This is a genomic window from Bacillus sp. YBsi01, from assembly GCF_038406745.1.
GTDB classification, from domain to species: Bacteria; Bacillota; Bacilli; order Bacillales; family Bacillaceae; genus Bacillus; species Bacillus siamensis.
Genome location: NZ_CP151679.1, coordinates 1,194,528 through 1,221,120 on the forward strand (window position 1 = coordinate 1,194,528; position 26,593 = coordinate 1,221,120).

Sequence of the window (26,593 nt, forward strand, 5' to 3'; positions counted from 1 at the left end):
ATTAATCCTTCTTTTTGAAATAGTGACCCTGCTCTAGGTCCGAGATAAGTGTTGGGTGCACAGGCCGCCATCCCAAGAGTTTTTGGGCCAGTGTGCTTGACTTCGGTAAATCAAGAGCGGCAATTAAGCCAAGAAAGCCAAAGTGTGCATCTGCCTCTTCATGTGAAATGCTGACTGCGCGCAAGTTCAGATGCTTACCGATGACGCTTGCTATGTCTCGAAATGCTATACCTTCATCTCCGACCCCTTGAAGCCGTGTTCCTGCTGGGGCCGATTCCAAGGCCAAACGGAATAGGCGTGCCGCATCAAGCCGATGTACGGCTGACCAACGGTTGGATCCATCGCCAATGTAAGCAGAGACACCCTTTTCACGGGAAATGTTGATCAGCCTCGGTACGAAGCCCTTATCGCCCACGCCGTGGACGGACGGCGGAAGCTCCACAATCGATGTCCGCACCCCACGCTCAGCCAGTGCGATCACCGCATTATCCGATGCCTTTCCGTTTGCATGAGCAGTGGTCACAAACGGCTTGTTGGAGTCTTCGAGCACCTCCCCAATCGCCTCAATTGCACGCAGGTCCGTTGCGAGCGAACCAGCGAAGTCCGAGAAGTCGTTCTTAAACGCCAGGTGAATGACACCATCCGCAGATGCGGCTCCGCTGCGAAGACTGTCGAGGTTGTCAAGGGCTCCATGGTGCACCTCAGCCCCAGCTTCCTTCAGTGCCATGGCACCATTGTCAGAACGTGTAAGGCCGACAACTTTATGACCAGCATCGATGAGTTCTCGGACGACAGCAGACCCGATGTAACCTGTTGCTCCTGTCACAAAAATACGCATAAAAATGCCCTCCTTGAGTTGTACTATTTATTGAACAAGTTGATTCTATACTATAGAGTTAACTCTGAGGCAAATTAAATCGAGGAGAGATTTTTATGAAGATTGGAGAATTATCAGAAAAGACAGGTTTATCAGTCCACACCATTCGTTTTTATGAAAAGGAAGGTTTATTAGACAGTCGGCATATACGGAGAGAGGAAAATAACTATCGTAACTATACAGAAAAAGCGATTGAACGTCTGAATCTGATAAAGAAGTTTCAAGGGGTGGGTTGTTCACTAACGGAAGTGAAGGAAATTTTGCAAGATCGTGATTCAAATACACGTACCAATCAACAAGTAATTGAATGGATTCGCCAAAAGATAATAGAAATCGAACGTAAGAAGGACGAAATGGAACAGATGCTTGGAACTCTTAACATGATGTTGGAATACAGAATCACAATGATGAATGACCCAGAAAAGACCAATTCCTAGTTAAAGCTTCGATATTCTGACTAAGTTGTGCATTGGTTTGACTTGTACATGTATTTAAAATCGTTTTTCACATAAATTTGCAAGGCTTCAATGGAAATTTCAGTATTGAAAGTTGATTTGCAAATTGGTATATAGTTTCAATGCAAGTAACGCAATAAAACTTGATATAACAAAAAAATACATGCCAAATTTGCATGCATTTCATATGTTTTTTATTTTTCCAAAACTGAACTAAGTTATTAAATACCAAGCTATGATGTTAATTTAAAAATCAACACGATTCTTTAACAGAGCCAAATTCTTATAGATCTTTTCACGAATTGGACTTTTGATAATGACCGGCTTGATTAATGCTTGTGCGCTACGATCACCTTTGCGAATTTTGTACGTGCTATTCGGAACAAATATACTTCCATAACGATAATCATCAATATTGAAATCGAAAAACTCGGCCTTTTCGTTTTTTTCCCAACCACCATAAACGAAATGGTGTACTGTATGTTCCTCACCAATTTTCTGTGCAATATTATCTACAACCACCGTCTTAAGCGTGATCCCAGTCAGCGGCCGAATCTGCATTTCGTATCCACTGGGATTTCACCACGTTCAATAATTGTGCCCTCGGCTGCGATTAGAACCAATCCTGTGTTCATAAGTAGGAATCTTTGCAATGTTAATGTTCATTTTGTCTCCTCTTAATAAATAGTTAAAATCACGATTTTAATTTAACTTTAATGTGTATCATCTTGAGAAAATCCCCTTTAATTGGTAAGCTGACACCAGATCATACTTATCCAAAGCAGGTGATATATTGAACAAAATAATCGGAATGACTGGGTTAATTATCTCCTTACTTGTGCATGAGTTTTCAGCAAGTGATTCATTGACTCAAAAGATCGCTATGGCTTGTCTATTTTTGTTCTTATTGGTTTATAATTTTGAACATACTAAGGAGTTCTCTAAAAAATCTCTGGTTATTATAGGCGCTTCCTTTATTGTACTAATGCTTGGAATTTATCAATTGCTCTTTTTTACTGGTGATTACTTTGAAAGTCGCGGTTTAAATTTTGGATTTATCCTTTTACTTGAAATTGTTTTAGTTATTGGATTAGTGACTGCTGCGCTTAGTTTAATTAAGCATATGGCAGACCGCTTAAGAAAAACACCTGATGGTAAAGAGCATTGACTCTTTGCCTTTTTTAGCTAACCATTTCTTTTTATGCCGTCTTCTATGTACATAATCAAACGCAATATCGACTTTTGCAGACTCTCTTCTGTCAATGATGAATTGATTCAGAACGATTCTTAATTCCTCATCATTCATACCGATGTGTTTTGCACTCCATCTTAATGAACTCTTCTTCATTTTTTACCAAAATTTCTCGATCATATTCATTTCCTCTCAGTAATATTTAATCATAAACACTTCTTATCGCTTCTCTAGACAGCCAGACTCTCTGATTAAGAGTTTTTAATCTTCCCAATCTTCATCGTCATCCCAGTTTTCTTTTGCTTCTTCTAGCTCTACCATAAGAAATTGCAGAAAGTTATCTGCAACCGTGTCTCCGTAACCAGCTTCATTTGCCCAAACAATAACTGGACATTCTCCGTTTTCCATCTTGTATGTATCAAGACAATAAGAAAATTCATCTACATACTCTATAACGACAATACCATCACTTAAATCATAATGAGTTCTATATTCTTCAGTAACTGTCACAACTCTTGCAGTAACTTTCCCATGACCAAGTATATTTACCCCGTAAATTCCACCTGATCCGTATTTAGTTAAAAACCACTTATAACTCTCGGGAAGTTTCACATTTAAACGATTTTGTATCTCTTTGATTTTTTCTTCACTTACTCCGCCTGTAAAATCATCATCTTCAGCGTTTTCTTTAATAAATTCTTCAATTTCATTATAAGTCATTGTTACATGTCTCCTTTCTCAAATTGGCTCGCTCTCCATTTCCAATATCTTCGTTGGAAGCTTTTATACTGATTCCGCAACTCCCTGTCATTTCTAAAACTTTCTCCACCTTTTTTCAATCCATGGAGAACTTTTTTATTATTTTGATGCACAGAAGCTGGAATTTCCACCATCGTTCCTGGCTCTTCTTGAATTAAATGGTGCAAGTTGATTTTTGTGCCGTCATTAGCAAAAGGAGCGTCACCTTTTTTCATAAGTTGTAAATTTGTTTTTCCGCTTTCAGCATCAACTTTGCTTATATCAATATCTTTCAATGTGTATACTCTTCGACTTACATCTTTAGTTTTACCCGAAACTTTTACCTTCCCTTTAACCTCAAAGGCACCATACTTTTCTTTATTTAACCAAGGAAGGTTTATTTCTTGACCGGTAAACGGCTTTCTCGTTCCATCCGGAATTTTCTTTGCATTGGTCAAAAGTTCATTTTTAAGATTTTGGCTGTCAACCACATTGTATGGTACGTTATCGGCCAGAGCAAGTTTATACTTCGGGTTATACGGAAGCAAATCTGGAAGTTTAACATCCTTAATTTTCTGACCTGCCTGTCCTGCCTTGTTTATGACCTTACCCGCCGCATCAGCTTTGTTAACGGCTCCTGCACCTTTCGTTCCGACGACAGCCACAGCCACTGAACCGACCGCATATGTCATCCATCTTGACCTGGAATACGCATCTCCATTTACCATATCTTTTTGATACGACTCTTCAATTGCCTCTGCAACAGCCTCATATGTTTTAACTGGATGAAGTACTGCATTCCCCAGTGCTGACAAGGTTTCTCCCGGATCGGTTATAAAGTCCCATAGACCGGTTACCGTTTCTTTCCCGACGTCATATAACCCAACGCCAGCTCCTTTTAAAATATCCCAAGTCACTTCTCCGGCTTCTTCCATCTGTTTTGCTTGTTCGAGCTGAATCACATACTGCTGCTGGGGAGGTTCAAGGTTCTCGTAACCGATTTTCTTCGCAATCTCTAAGTATTCATCCGGATCAGTTACTCTGTCAGCAAGTTTTTTCTTCAGATCCTTGATTTCCCGTTCTTTCGCTTCTTCCTTTTTAATCGTCAGATAAGCGTCGGAGTGTCTTTCAATCTCGCCTTTTTTCTTATGGATGTCGCTTTCGCGGAACGCCTTGGCATTGTAGTGAAGCGGCGTGGCGCTTTTTCCTTTGCCTGTGGCGTTTTGGAGCTGCTGAAAGTCGGCTTGGATGAACTGTTCGTTCGCTTCGGTTTCTGCGTATTCTCTGGTTAGATCGTGATCAAGCTTGCCGAGTTTATGTATCGTTTCGCTTCTTTTTTTATCAGCAGAATCCAGCTTTTGATCGACACCCTCTGTAGAGAAAACATCAAGATGAACAATATCACTTATCTCATTAAGAATATCCCTCATTTCATTGCACTGCTCCTGCATGATGGCTTTTGATTTATTATTCGCATGAATCAGCTCGTGTTCTAAAAAGGACTCTTCCACAAACGAATCGGATAGTCCCGCATCAGTTACTTTTCCAGAAATGCTGTTAAGAAAAGCAATCTTCATATCGATCAGATCAAGCCAGCTGTCTGTGACACCAGCGTGATCTTGGAAAAAGGCTTTAATGTTGTCAGCGCCTTTACCTGAAAACTCATTGTCATCTAAGTCAGCCATTCCCTGAAAAGCTTTCCTGAGATTGATAAATTGTTCTCTAATCTGATCATATTCTTTTGCTCGTTTCTCCGCTGCTGAGATTAACGAGGATGCTTCAAATACCTTCATTTACGTCTCCTTTCCGCTTAATCTTATTTTCTATTCTGAAACATATTTATAGTATTCTTGAGTTTTCGGGGTCACTTCCCAATATTTTGTTCCATTTGAAGACACCAACATGTCAAACCATATCTCAAAGTTAGAGTCTAAATATACCGCATCTTCAATGTCATCAATTGAATCTAGATACATCATATATCCTAATCCCTTATTTGATTTGTTTGTGTCAACAACATACCTGCCATCATAGTGGTATCCAATTAGGACATAGCCCTTAGGGAAGTCTTGAACTTCATTAAATTCAATTATCCCTTCTGTGCTAAGAAGCTCAACACCATTAAACATTTCCATTCCATTGTGATTAAATAGAAACTCTTTATAGTCATTAGGTAAAGTTACCCCAAGCTTTTTTTCTAAACTGCTAACTTCTAGAGGGCTGGCTGGGTCTCTGAATTGAAAAGCAGCATCTTCCATGACATGCCCTCCATGTTGGAACATAGGAAAAGTTCCGTATTTCGAAACAGCTTCCTTTATCCCATGAAGAGTCATGCGAATTAACTTTCCTTCTTCCATTTCAATTCCCTCCTCTAAGGTTATACTACCAAATTTCACCACACAACTGTATTTGATTGTCCTAAAATGCCAAAATAAATTTTACAATATTCGGTTTTATATTCATAATCAGGAAGGTTTGTCCGATATAGAGACAGAAAAAACAAATTTGGGGGAATTACATTGAAGAAATGGTTGTTAGGTATTAGCGCATTATCTCTAAGCTTTTCTTTGGCGGCATGTGGGTCTGATTCTGCTTCTACAGATAAAACAGATTCAGACAAAGCTAAAACAACGCAGCAAGAAGAAAAGAATGCAAAAGAGACAAAGACCGACACTCAATCAAACGACAAAAGTACTAATGACAAGAATGAAAAAGTCGAAAATGCTTCAAAGAAGGATTCGTCGGATAAAAAGACATCTGACAATAAGAAAAAGCTGGTCGATGTAACACTAAACAGAACGGTTGACGGAGACACGATTAAAGTTAACTATAAAGGCGAAGTCAAAACTGTTCGTTATTTACTTATTGACACGCCTAAAATTAAGAAGCCAAACTCTTGCGTACAACCATATGGTGAGGATGCTTCAGCAAGAAACAAACAGCTGGTGAACAATGGTAAGCTACAATTAGAATTTGATAAAGGTGACCGTACTGATAAGTATGGAAGAATGCTGGCTTACGTTTATGCAGATGGCAAATCAGTACAAGAAACACTGCTTAAAGAAGGATTAGCACGAGTAGCTTATGTGTATGAGCCAAACACGAAGTATTTAGACACATATAAGAAAGATGAGCAGGCTGCGAAAGATAAGGACTTGAAGATTTGGAGTAAAAATGGCTATGCAACTGATAAAGGATTTAATGGCTGCGTAACGAAACCGAAGCAATCAGTAAGTGTATCTAAGCCGGCTCAAAAGTCAGTTACAACACACCAATCCGAGACACATCAATCGAACTCAAGCAGTTCAGCATCAAGCAGCTCTTCTAACTCTGCACAAGCTTCCCCTTCTGCCGGGGGAACTGAACACTTTGCAAACTGCACAGAGCTGAGGAAGAAATATCCGCATGGTGTACCAAGCACTCACCCTGCTTATACATCTAAAATGGATCGGGATAATGACAACTTTGCATGTGAGAAGAATTAATTATTTTGAAGTCCTCTGGGGCTTCTTTTTTTATTTGGATACATTCAAAAACCACAGAGCGTGTGAGGGACTCTGTGGTCTATAGTGGCTGATTAAACCCCTATGATACATCAATTAGGATTTTATCAAAATTTTTCTTTTAAAGATAACATCATCTCCGTCTCAAATAATGCCTGCAGCAGTTCATCTATATTAATTTCCCCCTGCCTGTGATTATGCTTTTCATAAGTACGAATAATCTCTTCATATTCTGATCGATGCTCTCCTTTAAGAGAGCTAATTCCAAGCTCTTCACCATATCGGTTAATGAATAATTGCTTACTCATTTCTTTCGCTTTATCATTTTCATAATTACAAAATGCAGCTGACAACTGGACGAGAAAAGTTTCATCTTCAGAATTTAGGTTATTCTCGTTACACCAGTCTACAAAACGATTTCCAGTCATGTTATCACCTTTAATTTTAAAATTTAAAGAACAAGATAATCTGCAGCAAGGATGATATATTCTACTGCCATGCCAATTGTTTCAGCAACTCCTGCCCCAACAGCACCTTTAATTGCTGGTGGGATTTGTTTTCTTGCCATAGCAGCAACCTCTTTAGGAGCTCCGGTTATATCTTCGAGAACTTTACAAATTTTGTTTGTATTTTTAATAATCTTATTTACCGTAGATTTTCCGAACATTGTGCCTAATATGTCTTTTGCCCAAGCATTATTTGCCAGTCCTCTAATAACCTTAATCGCTTCTTTAGCGGCAGCGCTTTTAGCTCCCATAGTACTCATTTGATCTTGTGAACTACCATTTTCGAGACCTTTTAATTCTTCGGCCGCATTTAAAATACCTTTTTCTTTAACTGCCGGGACTGAGTATTCTTTAGCAAGTTTTTGAAGCTCGGTTGGATTATAAGTAAATTGCATGTCCTGTTTAGAAGTACTCGCTTTTTTCACTTCTGAGGCCGAAGCTCCAACAGTCGGGATGGCTATAACCGCTGCTAGCAACATAAAAAGAATTTTAGCAAATAGGCTTTTCAATTTGAACTCTCCTTTATCCCTAATTTTATTGTTTAACACATTGAACACCATACCATAAAACATTTATATTTTTTCCTGTTATTATTATATTCGTTTAAAAAAGGTAAGGCAGTCCTACGTTTGAAACCGTTCAGAAATCACTACGGTGAACAAATATTTATTCACAATTTAAGATATATTTACTACACAAAAAAGACTGTTCTCAAAAACAGTCTTAGATGCTTTTAGAATTAATGCATCCGTTAATATATCTAATTCTTATTCTGATTTTTAAACGCCAAGTGCTCAATTCCTTGATCCTTAAAAACTTGACGGATATAGGGAGGCGAATAGGCATATTTCCGGTCAACTTTTTTTAGACTCATTTTTTTATTGAAATGCAAATCGTATAGCAGATCAAAGTCCTTTGCTCTCACCTCTTTGACAATTCAGGGTAAGAAAGCTTGTCCACTTTTTTTGCCTTAAATAGATTCAGAATACTCCAGTCTGGGATATTAAGTTCCTTTGATATGTCCCCCACCGTTTTAAGTTCTTTGCTTATTTTATTTAGTGTTCAAGTTATAGTTTCTCTTAAGCGCTTCCATATAAGGATTAAATGAACAAAATAAAAACCCTGTTAATGACAGTCGGCGTTTAATTAAAAAATGAATACGATTAGAATGGATCTCAAAGAATACAGCCCTTACAATTTATTAGGCTATTTTCGTATTCAATGTCAGACAGAATATTGTACGAATACTTCTGTTTTTACAGTAAATACAATAAAGAGGAGGTGCTGATTTTTTGGAGTTAAAAAACATCGTTAATTCTTACAACATTACAAATATTTTGGGTTATCTTAGACGCTCTCGTCAGGATATGGAGCGAGAAAAAAGAACAGGCGAAGATACGCTAACTGAACAAAAAGAACTCATGAATAAAATACTGAAGTCGATTGAAATCCCCTATGAATTAAAAATGGAAATCGGGTCAGGAGAAAGCATTGAGGGTCGCCCTGTTTTTAAAGAATGTCTTAAAGACCTCGAGGAAGGCAAGTACCAGGCAATTGCTGTTAAAGAATTAACAAGACTCAGCCGCGGTAGCTACAGTGATGCTGGACAAATAGTTAACCTTCTTCAAAGCAAGCGATTGATTATCATTACACCATATAAAGTCTATGACCCTCGAAATCCTGCAGACATGCGTCAGATTCGTTTTGAATTATTTATGGCCAGAGAAGAATTTGAAATGACCAGAGAGCGTATGACAGGGGCTAAATACACATATGCGGCACAAGGGAAGTGGATTTCCGGACTAGCGCCTTTTGGATACAGGTTAAACAAAAAAACATCCAAACTAGTCCCCGTCGAGGAAGAAGCAAAAGTCGTTCAATTCATCTTTAACATCTTTTTAAATGGATTGAATGGAAAAGATTATAGTTATACAGCGATTGCTTCTCACTTAACAAAATTACAAATACCTACTCCATCAGGAAAAAAGCGCTGGAATCAATACACAATTAAAGCAATTCTGCAAAACGAAGCGTATATCGGAACTGTTAAATATAAGGTTAGAGAAAAAACAAAAGACGGTAAACGAACAATTAGACCTGAAAAGGAACAAATTGTAGTACCGGATGCACATGCCCCCATAATAGATCAAGAACAATTTCAACAATCACAAGAGAAAATTGCAAACAAAGTCCCCCTGCTGCCTAATAAAAATACATTGGAATTAAGTGAATTGGCAGGCGTATGCACTTGTTCCAAGTGCGGTGAACCATTATCTAAATACGAAACTAAGCGAACGCGTGAAAATAAAAACGGCACCAAAAGTGTCTATCACGTTAAATCACTCACTTGCAAAAAGAATAAATGTACGTATGTGAGATATAACGATGTTGAAAATGCCATTCTGGATTACCTCTCTTCTTTAAACAACTTAGATAATAAGACTTTAACAAAACATATCATTTCAATGATTTCTAAATACGAAGACGGAAATAATAATGTGAAAACAAAGAAGCAAATATGTGAACATCTTTCACAAAAAGAACAAGAATTAAAAAACAAAGAGAATTTTATCTTCGAGAAATATGAAAGCGGCATTTACACTGATGAACTTTTTTTGAAAAGAAAAGCTGTTTTAGATGAAGAATTTGCAGAACTCCAAATTGCCAAGAATGAGGTCAATGGAACTCAGGAAGCGCAAACAGAAATAGACAGTAATACAGTCAGAAACAACATCAATAAGATAATTGATCAATATCACATTGAATCAAGCACAGAGAAAAAGAACGCGCTATTAAGAATGGTCTTCAAAGATGTTATCGTTAATATGACACAAAAAAGAAAAGGGCCAATTCCAGCTCAGTTTGAAATCACCCCCATCCTAAGGTTTAATTTTTCGTTTTCGATCTCACCGTCACTGATAGTCCCTCAAAATGCAGTAAATATCTTAAAAAACCGATAAAGCCGTTTCTCCGGTAAACACAATGGGAGCTACGAAGCTGTTGTCCGAGAAGCTGTTTCATCAGGCTAATCATCATGTTCAAAACCGCGGTACGGTGTTTTGTTCGGTCCGCTTCGGCAATGTCCTCGGTTCACGCGGTTCTGTTATTCCTATATTATTTGAACAGCTGATGGATGGCGGCCCGCTCACCATTACGGATAAAAATATGACGAGGTTTTTTATGTCGATTGATGACGCAGCAATGCTTACCCTGCAATCTGCGGCGATTACAAAGGGCGGAGAAACGTTTATTTTTAAAATGGAGTCCCTGAGGCTTGAAGAACTGCTTCACGGGTTTGAGGAATATGCGATCCGGCACGGACTGCCGCGCCCCGCCGCTGTTGAAGTAGGAAAACGCCCCGGGGAGAAACTTCACGAAGAACTGACCTCTCCTCATGAAACGGAATCTTTATATGAATGGGGCAATCTTTACGCGATATTGCCGGACCCCGCCAAACACCCTGAATTCAGGAAGGTCAATCTCCCCAGATATCAATCCGATCAAGCGCCGCTCATCACAACAGACACAGTCGTAAAGATAATTGAACGATTACATGAAGAAAAAAAAGCATAGAAAAAAGGCCTGTCTAAATCGGCAGGCCTCATTGCTGAGCTCTATTTCTCAAATAAATGCTGATAGGTTTCATAGCCTTCTTCCTTCAGCTTATCCTTCGGAATAAAACGGAGTGCCGCAGAGTTAATGCAATAACGGAGACCGGTCGGCCCAGGGCCGTCATTAAAAACGTGGCCCAAGTGGGAGTCCGCTGTTTTGCTTCTCACTTCCGTCCGGACCATCCCGTGGCTCGTGTCCAGTTTTTCGTCAACCTCTTCTTCCTCAATCGGTTTGGTAAAACTCGGCCATCCGCAATGAGAATCGAATTTATCCAGAGAAGTAAACAGGGGTTTTCCTGAAATGATATCAACATAAAGCCCCTCTTCTTTGTGATCCCAAAATTCATTTTGAAATGGCGGCTCTGTTCCGTTGTTTTGCGTGACTTCGTATTGCATGCGGTTTAATGATTTGATTTTTTCTTCTTTATTTAGAGCCATCCTATCTGTCCCTCCAATGTTCATCCAGAAATCCTTGACGTCCGGAGCCTACACGGTAGCGCCCGTAGTGATCAGGATTTTTCTTATAAAAATGCTGATGATAGCCTTCCGCTTCATAAAAAGGCTCAGCCTTTAAAATGTCTGTCACGATCGGCTTTTTAAAGATGCCGCTGTCTTCAAGCCGTTTTTTTGAGGCTTCAGCTATCTCTTTTTGTTCATCATTATGGTAATAAATCGCCGCCCGATATGAACTGCCGCGGTCCGCAAACTGGCCGCCTGCGTCAGTCGGGTCGATCTGCTGCCAAAACAGCTCGACAAGCTTTTCATACGGGAAAATGTCTGGTTGAAATGTGATTTGAACGGCTTCCCTGTGGCCGGTCGTTTCACTGCACACTTCTTCGTAAGTCGGATTCTCAGTATGGCCTCCTGTATAGCCGGACACCACTCTTTCAATTCCAGGCTGTTCGTCAAACGGCTTCACCATGCACCAAAAACAGCCGCCTGCAAATGTGGCGATTTCTTTTTTTTCTGACATACGGGTGCCCTCCTTTGTTCATACGTGGTATTATTATATTATAGCATGTATAAACAGAATAAAAATAATTCTGCTTTCTTCAGGGGAAGCATAAGCCGAATACCGCGCTGACTACATATTGGAGGTTCATGATTTGAAAGTAAGAACACAAATGATGTATGATATGGAAGCTTTGCTTCGAAAAGTGTTTAAACAAATCAGAAATGAAGTTAATGAAATTCTAGATAAAGAGCTGTCCAGGAACGAATTCACCATTTTACGGATTCTCAGTGAACAAGGCCCTAAAAAAGTTACGGAATTCGCTCCCATTCTTGAGGTCTCCGCAAGCCACATTACCGCAGTGACCGACGCTTTAGTAGAAAAGGAATGGATCACCCGCATCCGTTCTAAAGAGGACAGACGAATTATCAGAATCCATATTACGGAAGACGGGGAGAAAATTGTCGATCATTTCAACCAGAAAAAAACTGAATACTTTTTTAAACGGTTTGACTGCTACTCTGATGAAGAGCTCGCAACGTTAATCAAACTGTTCAGCAAGCTGGATAAAAAACGCTGAAACGTAAAAAACACAAATCCCAGAAAGGATCTGTGTTTTTTTTATGAAAACTTATTGCTTCGGATGATAATAGGAAAATTCAATTTCATCCGTGTCGAGATTGATTTTATCAGCCTTAACATACATACCGTTGTCTAATGGCATTTCCGACAGACGGACCTCAATGCTTTTATCACTTGGATGAACGTGCACAAATGACGGCAGTTCGTAAAAGCTGTCCATATAATTCAGCACAAAGCTGATCGGAAGACTTAATTCACCTAATGAAAACTTCGTCACTTTCAGAACCACATCTCCGTTCTTTTGTACGGACGGTTCAAATGTGACAACCGCATTAATGGATGTTGAGAACGCCTTGATTTTACCGGCTACGTGCACGTCGTTATTGATGTCCACTTTGTAGTCAAGCTGATTCGATGCCTTCTCTTTTAAGTACGAATTCACAAACCTGGCAAGTGATTCTTTGGAGCTGGTGATATGAAAGCCGTACTCGCTTTTTGTCTCATCTTGTATTTTCGCCTGTTCTCCCGGCATAACCATCAATGTCACGATTACCGCGGCGGCAATCACATTGAGTGCAAGAAGAATAAAAAACAGCGATTTCCATTTCTTCATCATTTCACCCTATTCTGCTGGTAACCCTTGTTTTTCAATAGTGCCGTACAATCGATCGGCGATGAGTGCATACCCTTTTGCATTCGGATGAAAATCATCATCCTTTGAAATGCGGCTGCTGCCGCTTTTTTGACTGAACAAGTCTTCAACATTCACCGCGGCGGCGTGAGGATCTTTTTTCAGCTCTTTTGCGGCGATCTGGTTCCAATCAGTCACAACCCCGTTAATCTCTTTTAACTCAGGCAGCGTAAATGTGAACGGATTGTACATGCTGACATACACCAGCTCAGCGTTTTGATTGTATTTGCGTATTTTTGAAATGATCGCCTTGAACCGTTTTTCAAAAGGTTTCTCTTCCTTTTGGAACGGCTGAACCGTCAGCTGCATAACGTTCTGGCGGAGCACCTTCATTAAATCATTACCGCCGATGGTAAAAAAGATATAATCGGCGCCCTTCAATGATTTCTGCACTTTTTTATCATCAAGCTTTTTAAGCAGGTCAGACGTCTTGTCGCCCTGCACCGCATAATTTTTAATATCTACCGTTTTCACATGTCCCTTTTTCTTAAGGGAATCCGCCACCTTGCCGACGTATCCTGAACCGTCAGAATCTCCTACTCCTTCAGTCAATGAATCTCCGACCGCAGCTATGACAATATGATCTTTCGTTTTCGGTTCTTCAGCATCAGAACCGGTGCGCTGGACAGAACAAGCTGATAAAAGCAAGGCCAGTCCGGCGATCAATGAGAACATTCGCAGCTTCAATCTGGTTGCTCCTTCCCCGTCTACTAGTGGAAAGTGTAACATGTTTTTTCAGATTTGAAAATGTCTAATCTGCCAGTTTACTTGAGCTTCTCAGCCGCTTTGACATCTGAGAGGATGTCATCATACGGAACTTTCTGCACGCCGTCATAATCTTTAAGCACCTTGCCGTCAGGTCCGACTAAATAAAAAGAAGTTTTATGTATGACCTGATCTTCCCCCTTCGGCTTGTTGACGATTGCTTTAAAGCTGTTCAGCGCAAAATCTTCAATGTCCTTTTGGCTGTAACCGGTCAGAAAATCCCAGTTGCGAAGTGAGAGCGGATATTTGGAAGCAAATGCTTTCAGCTGTTTAGGCGTATCATTTTCAGGATCTACACTGAACGACACAATCCGCACATCCGGGTTCTCAGCCTTCAGTCTTTTTTGCAGTTCAGTCATATGGGCTGTCATCGGCGGACAGACGGAATTACAATTTGTAAACATAAAATCCGCAATCCAGACATGCCCCTTCAGGCTTTTCAGTGACACTGTTTTTCCGTCTTGGTTCTGATATGAAAACGGCTCAATCTGATAGTTCAGCGGGTCTTTTATCGTCTTCCCCCCGCAGGCGCACAAGAGCAGCAAACAGATGACGGCAGCGAAGCTTTTCATTTTTTTCATTTCCATTCCCCCCATGGATAAAACGCTTACAGCATTCATCATAAAAAAATCCCCGCACCCTCCCTTATCAAAAGGAGGGCGCTAAGGAATGCGCGCCGTCATGCGTTATGTTTTAATATCTCTTGGTTGAAAACGGCCTCGTAATCTTTCCACTTCATACGGCGCTTAACATATTGTCGGAATGAATACACTGTTCTCACACTTCGTGAAGCAAAAACTTCTCTCAAATAAAGCTCAAGGTGCCGATGAATTTGAAAAAAATAATGTTCACCTTTCGTGACAACCGGTATTTCTGTCACTTTCACCTGAATCCCGTCCTGTCGTTTGAACTCTAGGCTTTTGAGTAACAAGATATCAATCCTTCTTTTTCGATTGTTTTCTTTTTATTATATACAATCTGAGAAAGCGTGTCTGTCATTTTGCGCGGCCGTTCTAAAAAAAGTCAGATTAACAGGTGGAACAGGTCCTGATCTTTATTCACTTCTACGTAATGAAATCCTTTTTGGTCCATCCGGGCAATGAGCGCGCCGTAATCTTCCCGATGTTTCAGCTCAATACCGACCAATGCAGGTCCGCTGCTTTTATTATTTTTTTTCGTATATTCAAATCGGGTGATGTCATCATCAGGCCCGAGCACTTCATCAAGGTATTCGCGAAGCGCTCCCGCCCTTTGCGGGAAATTAACGATAAAATAGTGCTGCAGCCCCTCATAAATCATGGAGCGTTCCTTCATCTCCTGCATTCTGCCGATGTCGTTATTCCCTCCGCTGACCACACAGATGACGTTTTTTCCTTTAATCTCTTCCTTGTACAGATCAAGTGCCGACACGGACAATGCTCCCGCCGGCTCAGCTACGATGGCGCATTGATTGTATAATTCGAGAATTGTGCTGCACACTTTTCCTTCCGGGACAAGAAGAATGTCATCAACTACGGTTTCAAGCGTCTGAAAAGTTTCCGCGCCGATTTTTTTTACAGCCGCCCCGTCAACAAATTTATCGATTTTCTCAAGTTCAATGACTTGTCCGGCTTTTTTCGATTCAAAATATGTAGCTGCGCCCTTCGGCTCCACCGCTATGATTTTTGTTTCCGGCGAAATGTTTTTCATGTACGTGCCGAGACCGGAAAGGAGTCCTCCTCCCCCTACACTCGCAAAGAGGAAATGCGGCTCAACGTCAATGTCATTTAAAATTTCAATGGCAGCCGTTCCCTGCCCCGCCATGACGTCCGGATCGTCAAACGGATGAATAAACGTGCGGTTTTCCTTTTCACAGCATTCCGCAGAACTCTTATATGCATCATCGAAAGTGTCACCCGTCAATATGATTTCAACAAATTCTTTTCCGAACAGCTCCACTTGAGATACCTTTTGTCTCGGTGTGGTTGACGGCATAAAAATCTTGCCGTGAATGCCGAGATGTTTGCATGAGAACGCAACCCCCTGCGCGTGGTTTCCCGCACTGGCGCAGACAATTCCGTTTTCAGTCTGCTCTTTTGAGAGCTGTCTCATTTTATTATAAGCCCCTCTGAGCTTAAATGATCTGACCACCTGAAGGTCTTCTCTTTTCAAATAGATATTGCAGTCATATCTCTCAGAAAGTCTGTCATTCCTCTGCAAAGGCGTATGTATCACAACGTCCTTTACGTTTTGGTGCGCTTTTAAAATGTCTTTTACCTGGATGAGAGAGTCTTCTTTAAGTAACGGTTTCATTTACAGAGTCCTTTCTTATTTAAATCCCTATTTAATATGCCATTATAACATGAATATTCAAATAATAAGATAATTATTTGAATTTCGTAAATAAAATTAAATAAACCGATTCATAAGAAAAAGATATTTTCAAAGGTGAAAACATGTTATACTTAAACCAATTAGAACCAAAAGGAGCCAATTCATGACTGTAATTGAACAATCTGATCCCTTTCATCAGCTAGCCGGCGAACATAAATCCTTTTTAGAAACGAAACGATTGGCCGCCAAATTCGCCTTATCGGATCTGCCGGTCTTCATCACGGGTGAAGTCGGAACCGGAAAAAAACAAATGGCCGCAGCGATCCACCATAAATCCCGCAGAAACAGCGAACTATTTATTACCGTTCACTGCAGCCAAAGCGAAGAGCGGCTCAATCATGAACTGTTCTGTGCTGAAGGTGCATTAAATAGGGCCCGCCGCGGAACATTATTCTTATATGAAATCGGAGACATGCCGCTGTCGGTACAGGCCAGCCTTCTTTCGGAGCTTGATGCCGGGCTTTCCGCCCGCATCATTGCAAGCAGCACGGCTGATCTTGCCGATACGGAAAACACGTTCAGCAAAGATTTATTTTACAGGCTTCACGTGTTATGCCTTCAGCTCCCTGCTCTATCTGAACGAAAAGGCGACATACCGCTCCTTCTTCAGCATATGCTGGCAGCCTCTGGGCAGCAATTGCATCTCGATCCGTCCGTTTATCCGCTGTTTGAGCGGCACACCTTTAACGGCAACATCAGAGAGCTTCAAAACGCGGCGCATTATATGGCTGCGGCAGCCTCCGGCGGTACGATTTATCCCGAGGATGTCCCGCCGTATATCAAAAACAGCCAGAAAGCGAAAACCGCCAAGAAAAAAGAAAAGCGCCTGACATTGATGGAGAAAGAAGAATTTTTGTTTATTTTGGAATCAATCAAAGGCTTAAATGCCAAAGGCGAACCCGCCAGCAGACGGAGCATATCCGAATTAAGTGAGAACGGCACAATGACATTGACGCCTCAGCAGGTCAGAAACAGGCTTGATTACTTAGAAAAGATGAACTATGTCACAAAAGGCCGGGGACGCGCAGGAACAAAAATCACAATAGAAGGGTTAGGCTTTTTGCAGTCACTGCAAAAACAAATCCTTTAAAAGGAGGACATTTGATTGTTCACGATTAAAGAAGAAATCGCAAATGCCATCACACACGGAATCGGTGTATTGCTGTCGATTCCGGCGCTGATTTTTCTCATTATCTTCGCGGTAAAATACGGATCGCCGACAGACATCGCCAGCTTCTCGATTTTCGGCGCCTCAATGCTGCTTCTGTATCTCAGCTCGACTCTCCTGCACAGCATTCAGCATAAAAAAACGAAAGACATTCTTGAGATTGTGGATCACTCCGCGATTTACGTCTTGATAGCGGGGACATATACGCCATTTTTATTAGGGCCGCTTAAAGGCGCACTCGGCCTGACTCTTTTAATTATCGTTTGGTCGCTTGCCCTCGGAGGCATCGTGTTTAAAATCTTTTTCGTGAAGCGGTTTATCATTTTTTCAACGCTTGTCTATTTAATGATGGGCTGGCTGATTATCGTCGCCATTAAACCGCTGTACGCTTCGCTGTCAGGCCCGGGATTCGGCCTTCTTCTTCTCGGCGGCTTATTATATTCCGCCGGCACCGTTTTTTATATTTGGAGAAAGATCCCGTTTCATCACGCCATTTGGCACAGCTTTGTTTTAGGCGGCAGCGCCTCAATGTTTTTCTGTATTTTATTTTATTGTGTCAAAGTTCCCTTTATCTGAAATAAAAAAGCACAGCCTCTCGTAAAGAGACTGTGCTTTTTTTATGCACGGAGCCGTTTTTGAACGGCCGGATAATAAGCGGGCTTGACATGCAATTCAATGTCAGCCGGTTTCAGCCGTTTCAAGAATCTGCCCCGAAGCAGCCGGTCTGTTCCCGTTGTGCTGACCGGAACAATCGGAAGATCAAAACGCAGGGCCAGTTCCTCCGGATTGATTTTGCCGTCTTCAGAAAGAATCAGGCTTTGTCCTTTTTGCAGGCTGACTTCCGCCTCCTGACGCACGTCCCGGCTTTCTCCGTCACAAATGACACCCATCAGTCTCAGCCAATTCCCCAGAAACGGCATCCGAAAAGCTTTCTTGCCGGCGATAAAACCAGCCGGATCTTCAAGATGTCCCGCAAGCAGCACAAGATCACCCACACCTAATCTGGGATGCACATACAATACAGGTCCGTCCGGTATCGGCCGATCATGATGAATGCTGATTACCGATCCCGACAAGTCAATGCAGCCTCTCATAAACGCTTTGGGCTGTTCGTACACCCGTTTCATCTGTTTTTGAAAAGAAAGCCGCGGGTCAAGCTCTTTTAGATTGATATATTCCTGAATATTTTTCATGAACATAAATACAACGTACATCACAAGGCAGCCGTACCGAATCAATTCTTGTCCCCCTGCTTATTTCTTTTTCTCGTATACAAGGTACTCATAATCGTAAGGGTTTTTTTCATCTTTTACTCCCTGTCTGCGAGATGTCAATTCCCATTCAGTTTCATTAAACTCCGGAAAAAAACGGTCACCTTCAAAGACATGATGAATTTTAGTCATGTAGAGTCTGTCCGCATATGGAAAGAGCGCACTGTACAGCTGGGCGCCGCCGATTACAAAGCATTCTTCATTCCCCGGGATCAATTTGAGCACTTCCTCAGCCGAGGAAGCGACCGTACAGCCTTGAAATAAGGATTCGTCCCGTGAAGTTACAACGATGTTACGCCGATTCGGAAGCGGACGTCCGATTGATTCAAACGTTTTCCGCCCCATCACAATGGTATGTCCCGTCGTCACTTTTTTGAAATATGCGAGATCGTCCGGAAGGTGCCAAGGCAGATCGTTATCTTTTCCGATCAGCCGGTTTTCATCCATCGCAAAAATAAACGAAATCATACGCTGACAGCTCCTTTTATATGCGGATGCGGGTCATAATCCTCAATGATAAAGTCTTCAAACGTAAAATCAAAAATAGAATCAACGTTGCGCGCAAACCGCAGTTTCGGCAGCGGGCGGACATCTCTTGTCAGCTGCAAATTCACCTGTTCCACATGGTTTTGATAAATGTGGACGTCTCCGAACGTGTGAACAAACTCACCCGGTTCAAGACCCGTCACATGCGCGATCATCATTGTTAAAAGCGCATAAGACGCGATATTAAACGGCACGCCGAGAAAGACATCCGCCGACCGCTGGTAAAGCTGGCACGACAGTTTTCCGTCAGCGACATAAAACTGAAACAGGCAGTGGCAAGGAGGAAGCGCCATATGATCAATTTCGCCGACATTCCACGCACTGACGATTAAACGCCGGGAATTCGGATTGGTCTTGATGTCATGAACCAGCCGGGAGATTTGATCAATCGTCTCGCCGTCCGCTCCGCGCCATGAGCGCCATTGAGAGCCGTAAACCGGTCCAAGCTCTCCGTTTTCATCGGCCCATTCGTTCCAGATGCGTACTCCGTTTTCCTGAAGATAGCGGACATTCGTGTCTCCTTTTAAAAACCAAAGCAGCTCGTGCGCGATTGATTTAAAATGGAGCTTTTTCGTCGTAAGCATCGGGAAACCTTCCTGAAGGTTAAACCGCATTTGGTAGCCGAACGTGCTGATCGTGCCCGTTCCCGTACGGTCTCCTTTTTTTTCTCCGTTTTCTAACACATGACGGCACAAATCTTTATATTGTTTCATCTTTTTCATCCTTTTAACGTAGTCTTTTAGTAGTGTAACACAATAAAAAATCATTTCTGCAAAATTTCTCAGAAATGATTTTTTTATTTCTTCACGTTATTACACGCTCATCCAGTCAGGCGGCGTATTCCGGTCCCAATAAATGCTGCCGAGCTCATGGTGTGATTGGAATCCGTCTTCAGCGGTATGGTAATGAAAATTAAACCAGTAGCCGTCTTGCGGAGGATGATCCCGGCGGACGTGGAATCTTAAAAGATCTTCACCCGTCAGCCTGTTATACACATGAAAAATTTTTTCGGTTTTTCCGGCCGACGGCTTGCTGGAAATGACCACATCCTGATACGCTTCATCATCTCGAAACTTGGCTAAATGTCCTGTGATCACATCTTCGATTTTCGGCAGAATTTCACTTCTGTAATCATCTTCAATGACCGGAGAGATTTTGCTGCCGAATTTTAAAAATGCTTGATTTTCAGCATCACCGAGAAGCTGCTGCTGATACGATTGAAACGGTAATTCAGGCTCCCGCCCTGCCTTCTCTTCCCCCGGCAGGGAGTGTTCATCATAAAAAGCGGTGTAATCATTCTGCTCAAGACTGCTCGACTGTCCTGAAGGCTTGTCTGTCATCAGAGCAGCCGGAGGAGACACGAGCCCGAACGTTACAATGGTAAACAGAACCACAAGGGTCTTTTTCATCCACAATTTCATGATAGATAGTTCCCCTCTGTTTTATTGTCCTCTTGTCCCTATATTCTAGCATAGATCAAAGCGCGGCGTCATGTCCGGAAGCGCCTGATCATACAATATGGGAAATTGGTAACTGTGACCGAGCGGCTAAACCGCTTACAATAAGAAAGAGAAAAAGGAGGGGATGAGATGATTAACGCTTTATTTGCGACTGTATCACTTCTCACGCTGCTTTATTTTGTCGTCATGGAAATCACTGATTAACGAAAGAAAAGCTCATGATATCATGAGCTTACATGAATGACACCGAAGTGGAAAAGCGCCGTTTTTCTTTTCAGCACCTTGAAGCCGTATCGTTCAAACCGCGGGCTTTTCCAATGGTCTTTAAGCACTACGCATTTTTTCGCCGCCCGAACGGCTTGCGTGATGCACTCTTCGTTAAAACCTTCTTCTGCCAGCGCACGGAGCGGCGCAATGCCGTCTGACGTTTCAACAGGTTCGTGAAACATCGGGTCAAAATAGATGACATCTACCGATGAATCAGGAAGCTCCCGCAAATAATCGGCGCAGTCGGCATGCTTGACTTGAATGCGTTTCATGGCGGCTTGCAGAGGTTCAATACCGGTTTCCCACGTTTGAAGGCCTGTTTTAACAAGCAATGAGACAAGCTCATTTTTCTCCAGGCCGATTACTTGTCCGCTTTTTCCGACAGCCATGCTTGCCAAAATCGCATCGGATGCCAGGCCGAGCGTGCAATCTAAAAAGGAGTCCCCTTCGCGTAAACCAGCTGCTTTTAACATCGGCTCGGCTTCCCCTCTCAATAACCGCTTTGCCCGGAACATCGCTGTATTCGGGTGAAAAAAGAACTTTTCCCCTTGCTTCGTGTAAAGTTCGAACCGTTCCTTTCCAATGACCAAAAGATCGTTTGCCGCTCGTTCCAGCATTTTTTCAATGGGCTGTTTATTGCGGCTGCAATAAGTGTCACCCAGCCTGTCACTGAGTGACTGTGCTGTGTGTATCGTATATTCGCTAGGTCTGTAACTGGTTGTGATCATTTATTTCTCCAAAAAGAAAATGCCCGGAATTCGGGCATTTCAGCAGTGTGCATCGAAGGCATCTGTCAGATTTTTCATAATTTCCTCCATGTCATGCCCTTCGATTTCGTGGCGGGGAATAAAGTGAACGACCTCTTTCCCTTTTAACAGCGCCATTGATGGCGAGGAAGGTTCCTGCCCCGTAAAATATTCACGCATTTTTGCAGTCGCATCTTTATCTTGACCGGCAAATACGGTAACCGTATGATCAGGCGCTTTTTCATGCTGTAAAACAGCCTGAGTCGCAGCCGGACGGGCAAGACCCGCGGCACAGCCGCACACGGAGTTGACAACGACCAATGTCGTGCCCTCAGCTTGTTCCATAAAGCTTTCCACTTCTTCCGCCGTCGTTAATTCCTGAAAACCCGCGCCCGTCAGCTCGCGGCGCATCGGCACGACCAGCTGGCGCATATATTCTTCATAAGCCATTGACATAAAAAAGCCCCCTCTAAAATCCTTATATGATGTCAAGGATACTATAGAGGGAGCCGGAATTCAATTGTTCAGGCCGCTGATTTAAATTTTCATGATTCCGCCCGTATTGGCGCTTGTCACGAGTTTGGAATACCGGGCAAGATATCCTGTTTTGACTTTCGGCTCAAAGCCTTTCCAATTCGCCTTACGTTTTTCCCATTCTTCTTCAGGCACTTGCACATCCAAAATCCGTTTTTCTATGTCAACGATAACATGGTCTCCGTTTTCGACGAATGCGAGCGGGCCGCCCTCAGCCGCTTCAGGGGATACGTGGCCGATTGAAAGGCCGCGGGACGCCCCTGAAAAACGTCCGTCTGTAATAAGCGCCACTTTGGGGCCGAGTCCCATTCCGACAATCTGAGAAGTCGGAGCGAGCATCTCCGGCATGCCAGGGCCTCCTTTTGGACCTTCATAACGGATAATGACAACGTCTCCTTCTTTTACTTTGCGGTTTATAATCCCTTCAAGCGCGGCATCCTGGGAATCAAAGACGACAGCGGGGCCTTCGTGTCTTGTAATCCCGTCTTGTACGCCGCCTGTTTTGATAATGGCGCCATCCGGAGCCAGATTCCCAAACAGCACGGCCAAACCGCCTTTTTCGGTAAATGGATTGTCAAGCGGATGAATCACGTCATAATCCTTTACTTCATGACCTGCTATTGTTTCTCCGAGTGTCCGGCCTGTCACAGTCAGCGCGTCAAGATGAAGCGCGCCTTCTTTTTTCGCCAATTCATTAAGGGCCGCAGAGACTCCGCCCGCTTCGTGCAGGTCTTCAATGAAGACGTCTGAGGCCGGCGCCAATTTCGATAAGTGAGGTACTCGTTCTGCCACTTCGTTAATGCGTTCTAATGAGTACTCGACTCCCGCTTCATTGGCAAGCGCAAGCGTATGAAGCACTGTGTTGGTTGAGCCGCCGAGAGCCATGTCTAACGCAAACGCGTTGTCAATCGCTTTTTCGGTGACGATATCGCGCGGCTTAATGTCCTTTTTGATGGTTTCCATCAATTGAGCCGCTGATTTTCTCACAAACTCTCTTCTTTCCGGAGAAGCCGCAAGAATTGTTCCGTTGCCCGGAAGCGCCAGACCGAGCGCTTCAGACAGACAGTTCATCGAGTTTGCCGTAAACATGCCTGAACAAGATCCGCACGTCGGACAGCCGAACTGTTCCAGCTCCTGCAGTTCGCCTTCACCGATTTTCCCGGCTTGATAGGCGCCGACGCCTTCAAATACTGAAGAAAGCGAGATCTTGCGGCCGTCGCTTGTGCGGCCGGCTGCCATCGGCCCTCCGCTTACGAAAATGGTCGGGATATTAATCCGCATAGCCGCCATCAGCATTCCCGGCGTAATTTTGTCACAGTTCGGAATGCAGACCATTCCGTCAAACCAGTGCGCCGAGACGACCGTTTCAACTGAATCGGCAATGATTTCACGGCTCGGCAGCGAATATCTCATGCCGATATGCCCCATTGCGATTCCGTCATCTACTCCGATGGTGTTAAATTCAAAAGGCACTCCGCCCGCTTCCCTGATTGCTTCTTTTACGATTTTTCCAAATTCCTGCAGATGAACATGTCCGGGAACGATATCGATGTATGAATTGCAGACCGCGATAAACGGCTTGCCGAAGTCTTCTTCTTTTACGCCGGCAGCGCGAAGCAGGCTGCGGTGCGGCGCTCTGTCAATTCCCTGTGTGATCATGTTGCTGCGTAATTCTGCCATGGTGATCCCCCTACTGTTTTTAGACTGTGCGTTATTTTTAAAATTTTCAGTTTATTTAAGGGCGTATTCTGTATATATCTCCAGTTACAGCGTTTCCGCCCTGTCCGCTTTCGTATTCTTTTTGTATATCGATAAAAACCCTCCAACAATTAATATTGTACTTACTATATAGAGTTTTGAATCATTTTTCAACAATATTCTAAATAATTTTTATAAAAAGTGAATTCAAATAAAAAAGGTGCATGGCGCACCTTTTTATTACTGCTGTTCTTTTTTTCTGCTTTCAGTCATTTGTTTCCAGACTGAACCTTTCGCCTCTTCTCCGTGCTCAATCCGTTCAATCGCCATTTTGACCTGCAGGCTGACTTCGAATTCCGGATCGTCTTCCGCCGCTTTTAATGCTTCCAGCGCTGTTTCATCGCCGACTTCATATAAAAACATGGCCGCGCGCCAGCGCACGAGCTTGCTTGAGTCACTGAGCGATTTTATCATTGCCGGGATGGCGCTCGCATCGCCGATATCTGACAGGCAGTCACCCGCCGTCCTTCTGACCGTCACCGTTTTGTCTTCAAGCGCTTTGTATAGCAGCGGAAGCACAGACGGCTTTTCGATCATTCCTAAATAGACGACGGCTTGTCTTCTGATCGAGGTCTTCGGATCATGAAGCGCTTTTTCCAATACAGGTAAATCGTCTTCATCCGGGTCCATTTGCTCAAGATGGGCATAGCGCTGTTTCCAGTCTTCATCATCGAGCATATCCGGTGTCACTTTATAAGCTTTCCGCTGCACTGCCGGCTTGGCCTCACCTTTTTGCTGTGCGGCCGCTTCGGTCAAGCGTTTGAGCCGCTCATCACTGTAAGCAGCCTGAAGCTCTTCTGTGACATCGTGTCCGATTTCGGTAAAATCTCCGAAGCGGACGCCTTGTTCTTTCCAGGAGCGCTCAAATACGACATTTGAGGCTTCTGAACGCAGCTTTAATATGGCTTCTTGAAAACGTTCCGGAAGGCCGAACCGTTCTTCACGTTCGCCGTCTGTCAATTTGACCTGCATCGGGATTCCGCTGAACATTTGGACGAAAACCTTCACCTCTCCGAATGATTCCTGTTCAGAACGGCTCTCAGACTGCTCCGTTTGTTCCATTCCGAAGGCTGATCGGACTTGCGGCAGAATTTCCTTCCAGTCAAAACGGGCGTTTCTCTCCACAGCCAAAAAATCAGCAACATGATAAACGCCTTTTACTCCCTCAATCTTTAAAATATCACGTACGACGGCCGGAGCATCTTCTGCCTGATCCGGCTTGTAATTGTTGCTTTTGCCTGCCGGAAGCTCTTCAGTCAAGATCACTTTCATCGTGTTCGGACTCGGCGTCGGTTCTATTGATTTAATCTTCATATTGGTCCTCCTATGCACAATCTGACACTTATTCTAACACAGCCTGCACAAGCGTTCTATTGCCCCGCTTAGCTTTTTGCCATGCAGCCTCTTTTTGAATGCAGGCGGCAAACTGCAATAGAAATTGATGCCGCTCCCCTGCCAATCCGGCCCCTGTTTTTGTATTCATTAAGCCGATACCCGCAGCGCCGATCGCATCCTCCATACCACCATCCCCCCAAAACAAACCATCCCTCTTTAAAAACCTCTTAACATATCCCCCATCCCCACTATCACCACACCCCCAAATCCATTCTACATCTCTCATAATCCCCTCTATAACATACATCCTCTACCTTCAAACAAATTAACACACCCAACTCCCATCCCCCTCTCTTCCTCCAACCTTATCTCAAAAACAAAATCCAACCCCCCTTCCTATAATCTCACTTTCACCACTCTACATTCCTAAAAACCAATCACTATAAAAACAAAACTAACTATTCACCACCAAACACTCTCACCCCTCCAAATACATACACACCTCACCAAACTTTAATCTCTAAATTCTCTTATCACATCTAAACTTACCCCACAACTATCCCAACCACTCCCTCAAATATCTCTCACCCCAACTCCAACACTACCACCACATATCCCCTCTCCACCCACCTCCTAAATACCAATCCACCAAACCTCCCCATTCATATCTCCTACAAAATCCCCATCAAACTCCAATCCCCACTAAACTTCACAATCAACACCCAATCAATCCTTCCCACACCACAAACCTCACATTACATACACCACTCTCACATCCTCATAATCTCATTCCTATCCTCAAACTTACTCATACAACCCCATCACATCCATACCTCTACTCATACAATCATCTAACATTACTACCTAAACATACCTACTCAATACCAATCTCAACCAACACACACCAAACAAAACCATAAAAACCCACTTCCCTCAAAACCCAACCACCTTACCCCAAAAAAACTCTTCCCCCCTTACAAATTACACACCCTCTTCTCTCAAACATACAAATTAAACACCCATACAAACATCTACACAATTAAACAACTCTTCATTCAATCCCCATTCAACCCACACACACCATCCTCCCAAACTTTTCCACTTCTTATTACATAATCACAACCACACCCCCACCATCCCTACCTCTTATAATCCTATCCCCACAATACCATTCATCCCTTTTCAAAAACATTCACATTCCTCTCATATCAAACACAATCATCCCCCCCCCCACCCCCCTTCCCCTACACTTATAAAAATTCA

The 26,593-nt window shown here is 42.9% G+C and carries 30 protein-coding genes and 1 pseudogene; 8 read left to right on the plus strand and 23 right to left on the minus strand.

Annotation, left to right across the window (positions count from 1 at the left end):
- Position 1 precedes the first annotated feature (1 nt).
- Positions 2-838 (minus strand): SDR family oxidoreductase, encoded by an 837-nt coding sequence (locus AADZ70_RS05865; RefSeq protein WP_342007861.1) that lies wholly within the window; start codon positions 836-838, stop codon positions 2-4.
- Between the two features lie 95 nt (positions 839-933).
- On the opposite strand from AADZ70_RS05865, the gene AADZ70_RS05870 reads away from it, so the two are divergent.
- Complete coding sequence (locus AADZ70_RS05870) at positions 934-1,314, plus strand: MerR family transcriptional regulator (RefSeq protein WP_342007862.1); 381 nt, start codon at positions 934-936, stop codon at positions 1,312-1,314.
- A gap of 264 nt (positions 1,315-1,578) precedes the next feature.
- On the opposite strand, the gene AADZ70_RS05875 is transcribed toward AADZ70_RS05870, so the two are convergent.
- Positions 1,579-1,893 (minus strand): hypothetical protein, encoded by a 315-nt coding sequence (locus AADZ70_RS05875; protein ID WP_342007863.1) that lies wholly within the window; start codon positions 1,891-1,893, stop codon positions 1,579-1,581.
- Positions 1,894-2,125: 232 nt separating this feature from the next.
- Here AADZ70_RS05875 and AADZ70_RS05880 point away from each other — a divergent pair, with 232 nt between their 5' ends.
- Entirely contained in the window at positions 2,126-2,500 is a 375-nt protein-coding gene (locus AADZ70_RS05880) for a YoqO family protein (RefSeq protein WP_342007864.1), read from the plus strand.
- Positions 2,501-2,785: 285 nt separating this feature from the next.
- Here AADZ70_RS05880 and AADZ70_RS05885 read toward each other — a convergent pair whose 3' ends face one another.
- From AADZ70_RS05885 to AADZ70_RS05895, 3 genes are read right to left on the minus strand one after another with little or no spacing between them, the layout of a single operon-like run.
- Positions 2,786-3,244, minus strand: a complete 459-nt coding sequence (locus AADZ70_RS05885) for an SMI1/KNR4 family protein (protein WP_342007865.1) — start codon at positions 3,242-3,244, stop codon at positions 2,786-2,788.
- Between the two features lie 2 nt (positions 3,245-3,246).
- Positions 3,247-5,055: a T7SS effector LXG polymorphic toxin gene (locus tag AADZ70_RS05890; RefSeq protein ID WP_342007866.1), complete on the minus strand. Its 1,809-nt coding sequence runs from the start codon at positions 5,053-5,055 to the stop codon at positions 3,247-3,249.
- A gap of 30 nt (positions 5,056-5,085) precedes the next feature.
- Complete coding sequence (locus AADZ70_RS05895) at positions 5,086-5,520, minus strand: SMI1/KNR4 family protein (RefSeq protein ID WP_342008047.1); 435 nt, start codon at positions 5,518-5,520, stop codon at positions 5,086-5,088.
- A gap of 261 nt (positions 5,521-5,781) precedes the next feature.
- On the opposite strand from AADZ70_RS05895, the gene AADZ70_RS05900 reads away from it, so the two are divergent.
- Positions 5,782-6,747: a thermonuclease family protein gene (locus AADZ70_RS05900; RefSeq protein ID WP_342007867.1), complete on the plus strand. Its 966-nt coding sequence runs from the start codon at positions 5,782-5,784 to the stop codon at positions 6,745-6,747.
- 125 nt (positions 6,748-6,872) lie between these two features.
- On the opposite strand, the gene AADZ70_RS05905 is transcribed toward AADZ70_RS05900, so the two are convergent.
- Entirely contained in the window at positions 6,873-7,193 is a 321-nt protein-coding gene (locus tag AADZ70_RS05905) for a hypothetical protein (RefSeq protein WP_016936670.1), read from the minus strand.
- 23 nt (positions 7,194-7,216) lie between these two features.
- Positions 7,217-7,843 (minus strand): hypothetical protein, encoded by a 627-nt coding sequence (locus tag AADZ70_RS05910; RefSeq protein ID WP_016936671.1) that lies wholly within the window; start codon positions 7,841-7,843, stop codon positions 7,217-7,219.
- A 720-nt stretch (positions 7,844-8,563) separates the two neighbouring features.
- On the opposite strand from AADZ70_RS05910, the gene AADZ70_RS05915 reads away from it, so the two are divergent.
- Together AADZ70_RS05915 and AADZ70_RS05920 are read left to right on the plus strand one after the other, a co-directional pair.
- Complete coding sequence (locus AADZ70_RS05915) at positions 8,564-10,231, plus strand: recombinase family protein (protein WP_016936672.1); 1,668 nt, start codon at positions 8,564-8,566, stop codon at positions 10,229-10,231.
- Positions 10,224-10,844, plus strand: a pseudogene (locus AADZ70_RS05920) (polysaccharide biosynthesis protein); the annotation flags it as partial. The gene AADZ70_RS05915 and the pseudogene AADZ70_RS05920, both read left to right, overlap by 8 nt.
- Positions 10,845-10,885: 41 nt before the next feature.
- Here AADZ70_RS05920 and msrB read toward each other — a convergent pair.
- A complete protein-coding gene (gene msrB, locus AADZ70_RS05925; RefSeq protein ID WP_016936674.1) occupies positions 10,886-11,320 on the minus strand; it encodes a peptide-methionine (R)-S-oxide reductase MsrB in 435 nt (144 codons plus the stop codon).
- Position 11,321: 1 nt separating this feature from the next.
- On the minus strand, positions 11,322-11,855 hold the full coding sequence (msrA, locus tag AADZ70_RS05930; protein WP_016936675.1) for a peptide-methionine (S)-S-oxide reductase MsrA: 534 nt from the start codon (positions 11,853-11,855) through the stop codon (positions 11,322-11,324).
- Positions 11,856-11,988: 133 nt separating this feature from the next.
- On the opposite strand from msrA, the gene AADZ70_RS05935 reads away from it, so the two are divergent.
- Positions 11,989-12,414, plus strand: coding sequence for a MarR family transcriptional regulator (locus tag AADZ70_RS05935; protein ID WP_013352592.1), 426 nt, complete (start codon positions 11,989-11,991; stop codon positions 12,412-12,414).
- Positions 12,415-12,465: 51 nt separating this feature from the next.
- On the opposite strand, the gene AADZ70_RS05940 is transcribed toward AADZ70_RS05935, so the two are convergent.
- The 5 genes from AADZ70_RS05940 to ilvA all read right to left on the minus strand — a co-directional run bounded on the left by AADZ70_RS05940 (position 12,466) and on the right by ilvA (position 16,164).
- Positions 12,466-13,029 carry a DUF2140 family protein gene (locus AADZ70_RS05940; protein WP_016936676.1) on the minus strand — a complete coding sequence of 188 codons (564 nt, stop codon included), beginning with the start codon at positions 13,027-13,029 and terminating at the stop codon, positions 12,466-12,468.
- Positions 13,030-13,038: 9 nt separating this feature from the next.
- Entirely contained in the window at positions 13,039-13,794 is a 756-nt protein-coding gene (locus AADZ70_RS05945) for an SGNH/GDSL hydrolase family protein (protein ID WP_016936677.1), read from the minus strand.
- A 77-nt stretch (positions 13,795-13,871) separates the two neighbouring features.
- Complete coding sequence (locus AADZ70_RS05950) at positions 13,872-14,453, minus strand: SCO family protein (RefSeq protein ID WP_029575231.1); 582 nt, start codon at positions 14,451-14,453, stop codon at positions 13,872-13,874.
- A 98-nt stretch (positions 14,454-14,551) separates the two neighbouring features.
- The gene (locus AADZ70_RS05955; protein ID WP_016936679.1) at positions 14,552-14,803 is read right to left on the minus strand and encodes a DUF2535 family protein; all 252 of its coding nucleotides are present in this window, start codon (positions 14,801-14,803) and stop codon (positions 14,552-14,554) included.
- Positions 14,804-14,895: 92 nt separating this feature from the next.
- Positions 14,896-16,164 (minus strand): threonine ammonia-lyase IlvA, encoded by a 1,269-nt coding sequence (ilvA, locus tag AADZ70_RS05960; protein WP_016936680.1) that lies wholly within the window; start codon positions 16,162-16,164, stop codon positions 14,896-14,898.
- Between the two features lie 184 nt (positions 16,165-16,348).
- Between ilvA and AADZ70_RS05965 the strand changes: the two genes are divergently transcribed.
- Positions 16,349-17,335, plus strand: a complete 987-nt coding sequence (locus AADZ70_RS05965; RefSeq protein ID WP_016936681.1) for a sigma 54-interacting transcriptional regulator — start codon at positions 16,349-16,351, stop codon at positions 17,333-17,335.
- Between the two features lie 15 nt (positions 17,336-17,350).
- Positions 17,351-17,989 (plus strand): hemolysin III family protein, encoded by a 639-nt coding sequence (locus AADZ70_RS05970; protein ID WP_016936682.1) that lies wholly within the window; start codon positions 17,351-17,353, stop codon positions 17,987-17,989.
- 41 nt (positions 17,990-18,030) lie between these two features.
- Here AADZ70_RS05970 and AADZ70_RS05975 read toward each other — a convergent pair whose 3' ends face one another.
- The 9 genes from AADZ70_RS05975 to AADZ70_RS06015 form a co-directional block, all read right to left on the minus strand.
- Positions 18,031-18,651 (minus strand): lysophospholipid acyltransferase family protein, encoded by a 621-nt coding sequence (locus AADZ70_RS05975; RefSeq protein WP_188154162.1) that lies wholly within the window; start codon positions 18,649-18,651, stop codon positions 18,031-18,033.
- Between the two features lie 15 nt (positions 18,652-18,666).
- Positions 18,667-19,152, minus strand: a complete 486-nt coding sequence (locus tag AADZ70_RS05980; protein WP_095241690.1) for a dihydrofolate reductase — start codon at positions 19,150-19,152, stop codon at positions 18,667-18,669.
- Entirely contained in the window at positions 19,149-19,943 is a 795-nt protein-coding gene (locus tag AADZ70_RS05985; RefSeq protein WP_016936685.1) for a thymidylate synthase, read from the minus strand. Before AADZ70_RS05985 ends, AADZ70_RS05980 begins: the two co-directional genes overlap by 4 nt.
- A 99-nt stretch (positions 19,944-20,042) precedes the next feature.
- Complete coding sequence (locus tag AADZ70_RS05990; protein WP_188154163.1) at positions 20,043-20,651, minus strand: YpjP family protein; 609 nt, start codon at positions 20,649-20,651, stop codon at positions 20,043-20,045.
- Positions 20,652-20,914: 263 nt separating this feature from the next.
- Positions 20,915-21,685, minus strand: a complete 771-nt coding sequence (locus AADZ70_RS05995) for a class I SAM-dependent methyltransferase (RefSeq protein WP_342007868.1) — start codon at positions 21,683-21,685, stop codon at positions 20,915-20,917.
- Positions 21,686-21,724: 39 nt separating this feature from the next.
- Positions 21,725-22,159, minus strand: coding sequence for a BrxA/BrxB family bacilliredoxin (locus AADZ70_RS06000; protein WP_003153619.1), 435 nt, complete (start codon positions 22,157-22,159; stop codon positions 21,725-21,727).
- An 81-nt stretch (positions 22,160-22,240) separates the two neighbouring features.
- The gene (gene ilvD, locus AADZ70_RS06005) at positions 22,241-23,917 is read right to left on the minus strand and encodes a dihydroxy-acid dehydratase (protein ID WP_016936688.1); all 1,677 of its coding nucleotides are present in this window, start codon (positions 23,915-23,917) and stop codon (positions 22,241-22,243) included.
- A gap of 258 nt (positions 23,918-24,175) precedes the next feature.
- Positions 24,176-25,309, minus strand: coding sequence for a conserved virulence factor C family protein (locus tag AADZ70_RS06010; protein ID WP_016936689.1), 1,134 nt, complete (start codon positions 25,307-25,309; stop codon positions 24,176-24,178).
- A gap of 28 nt (positions 25,310-25,337) precedes the next feature.
- Positions 25,338-25,514, minus strand: a complete 177-nt coding sequence (locus AADZ70_RS06015) for a hypothetical protein (RefSeq protein ID WP_342007869.1) — start codon at positions 25,512-25,514, stop codon at positions 25,338-25,340.
- Between the last annotated feature and the right edge of the window lie 1,079 nt (positions 25,515-26,593).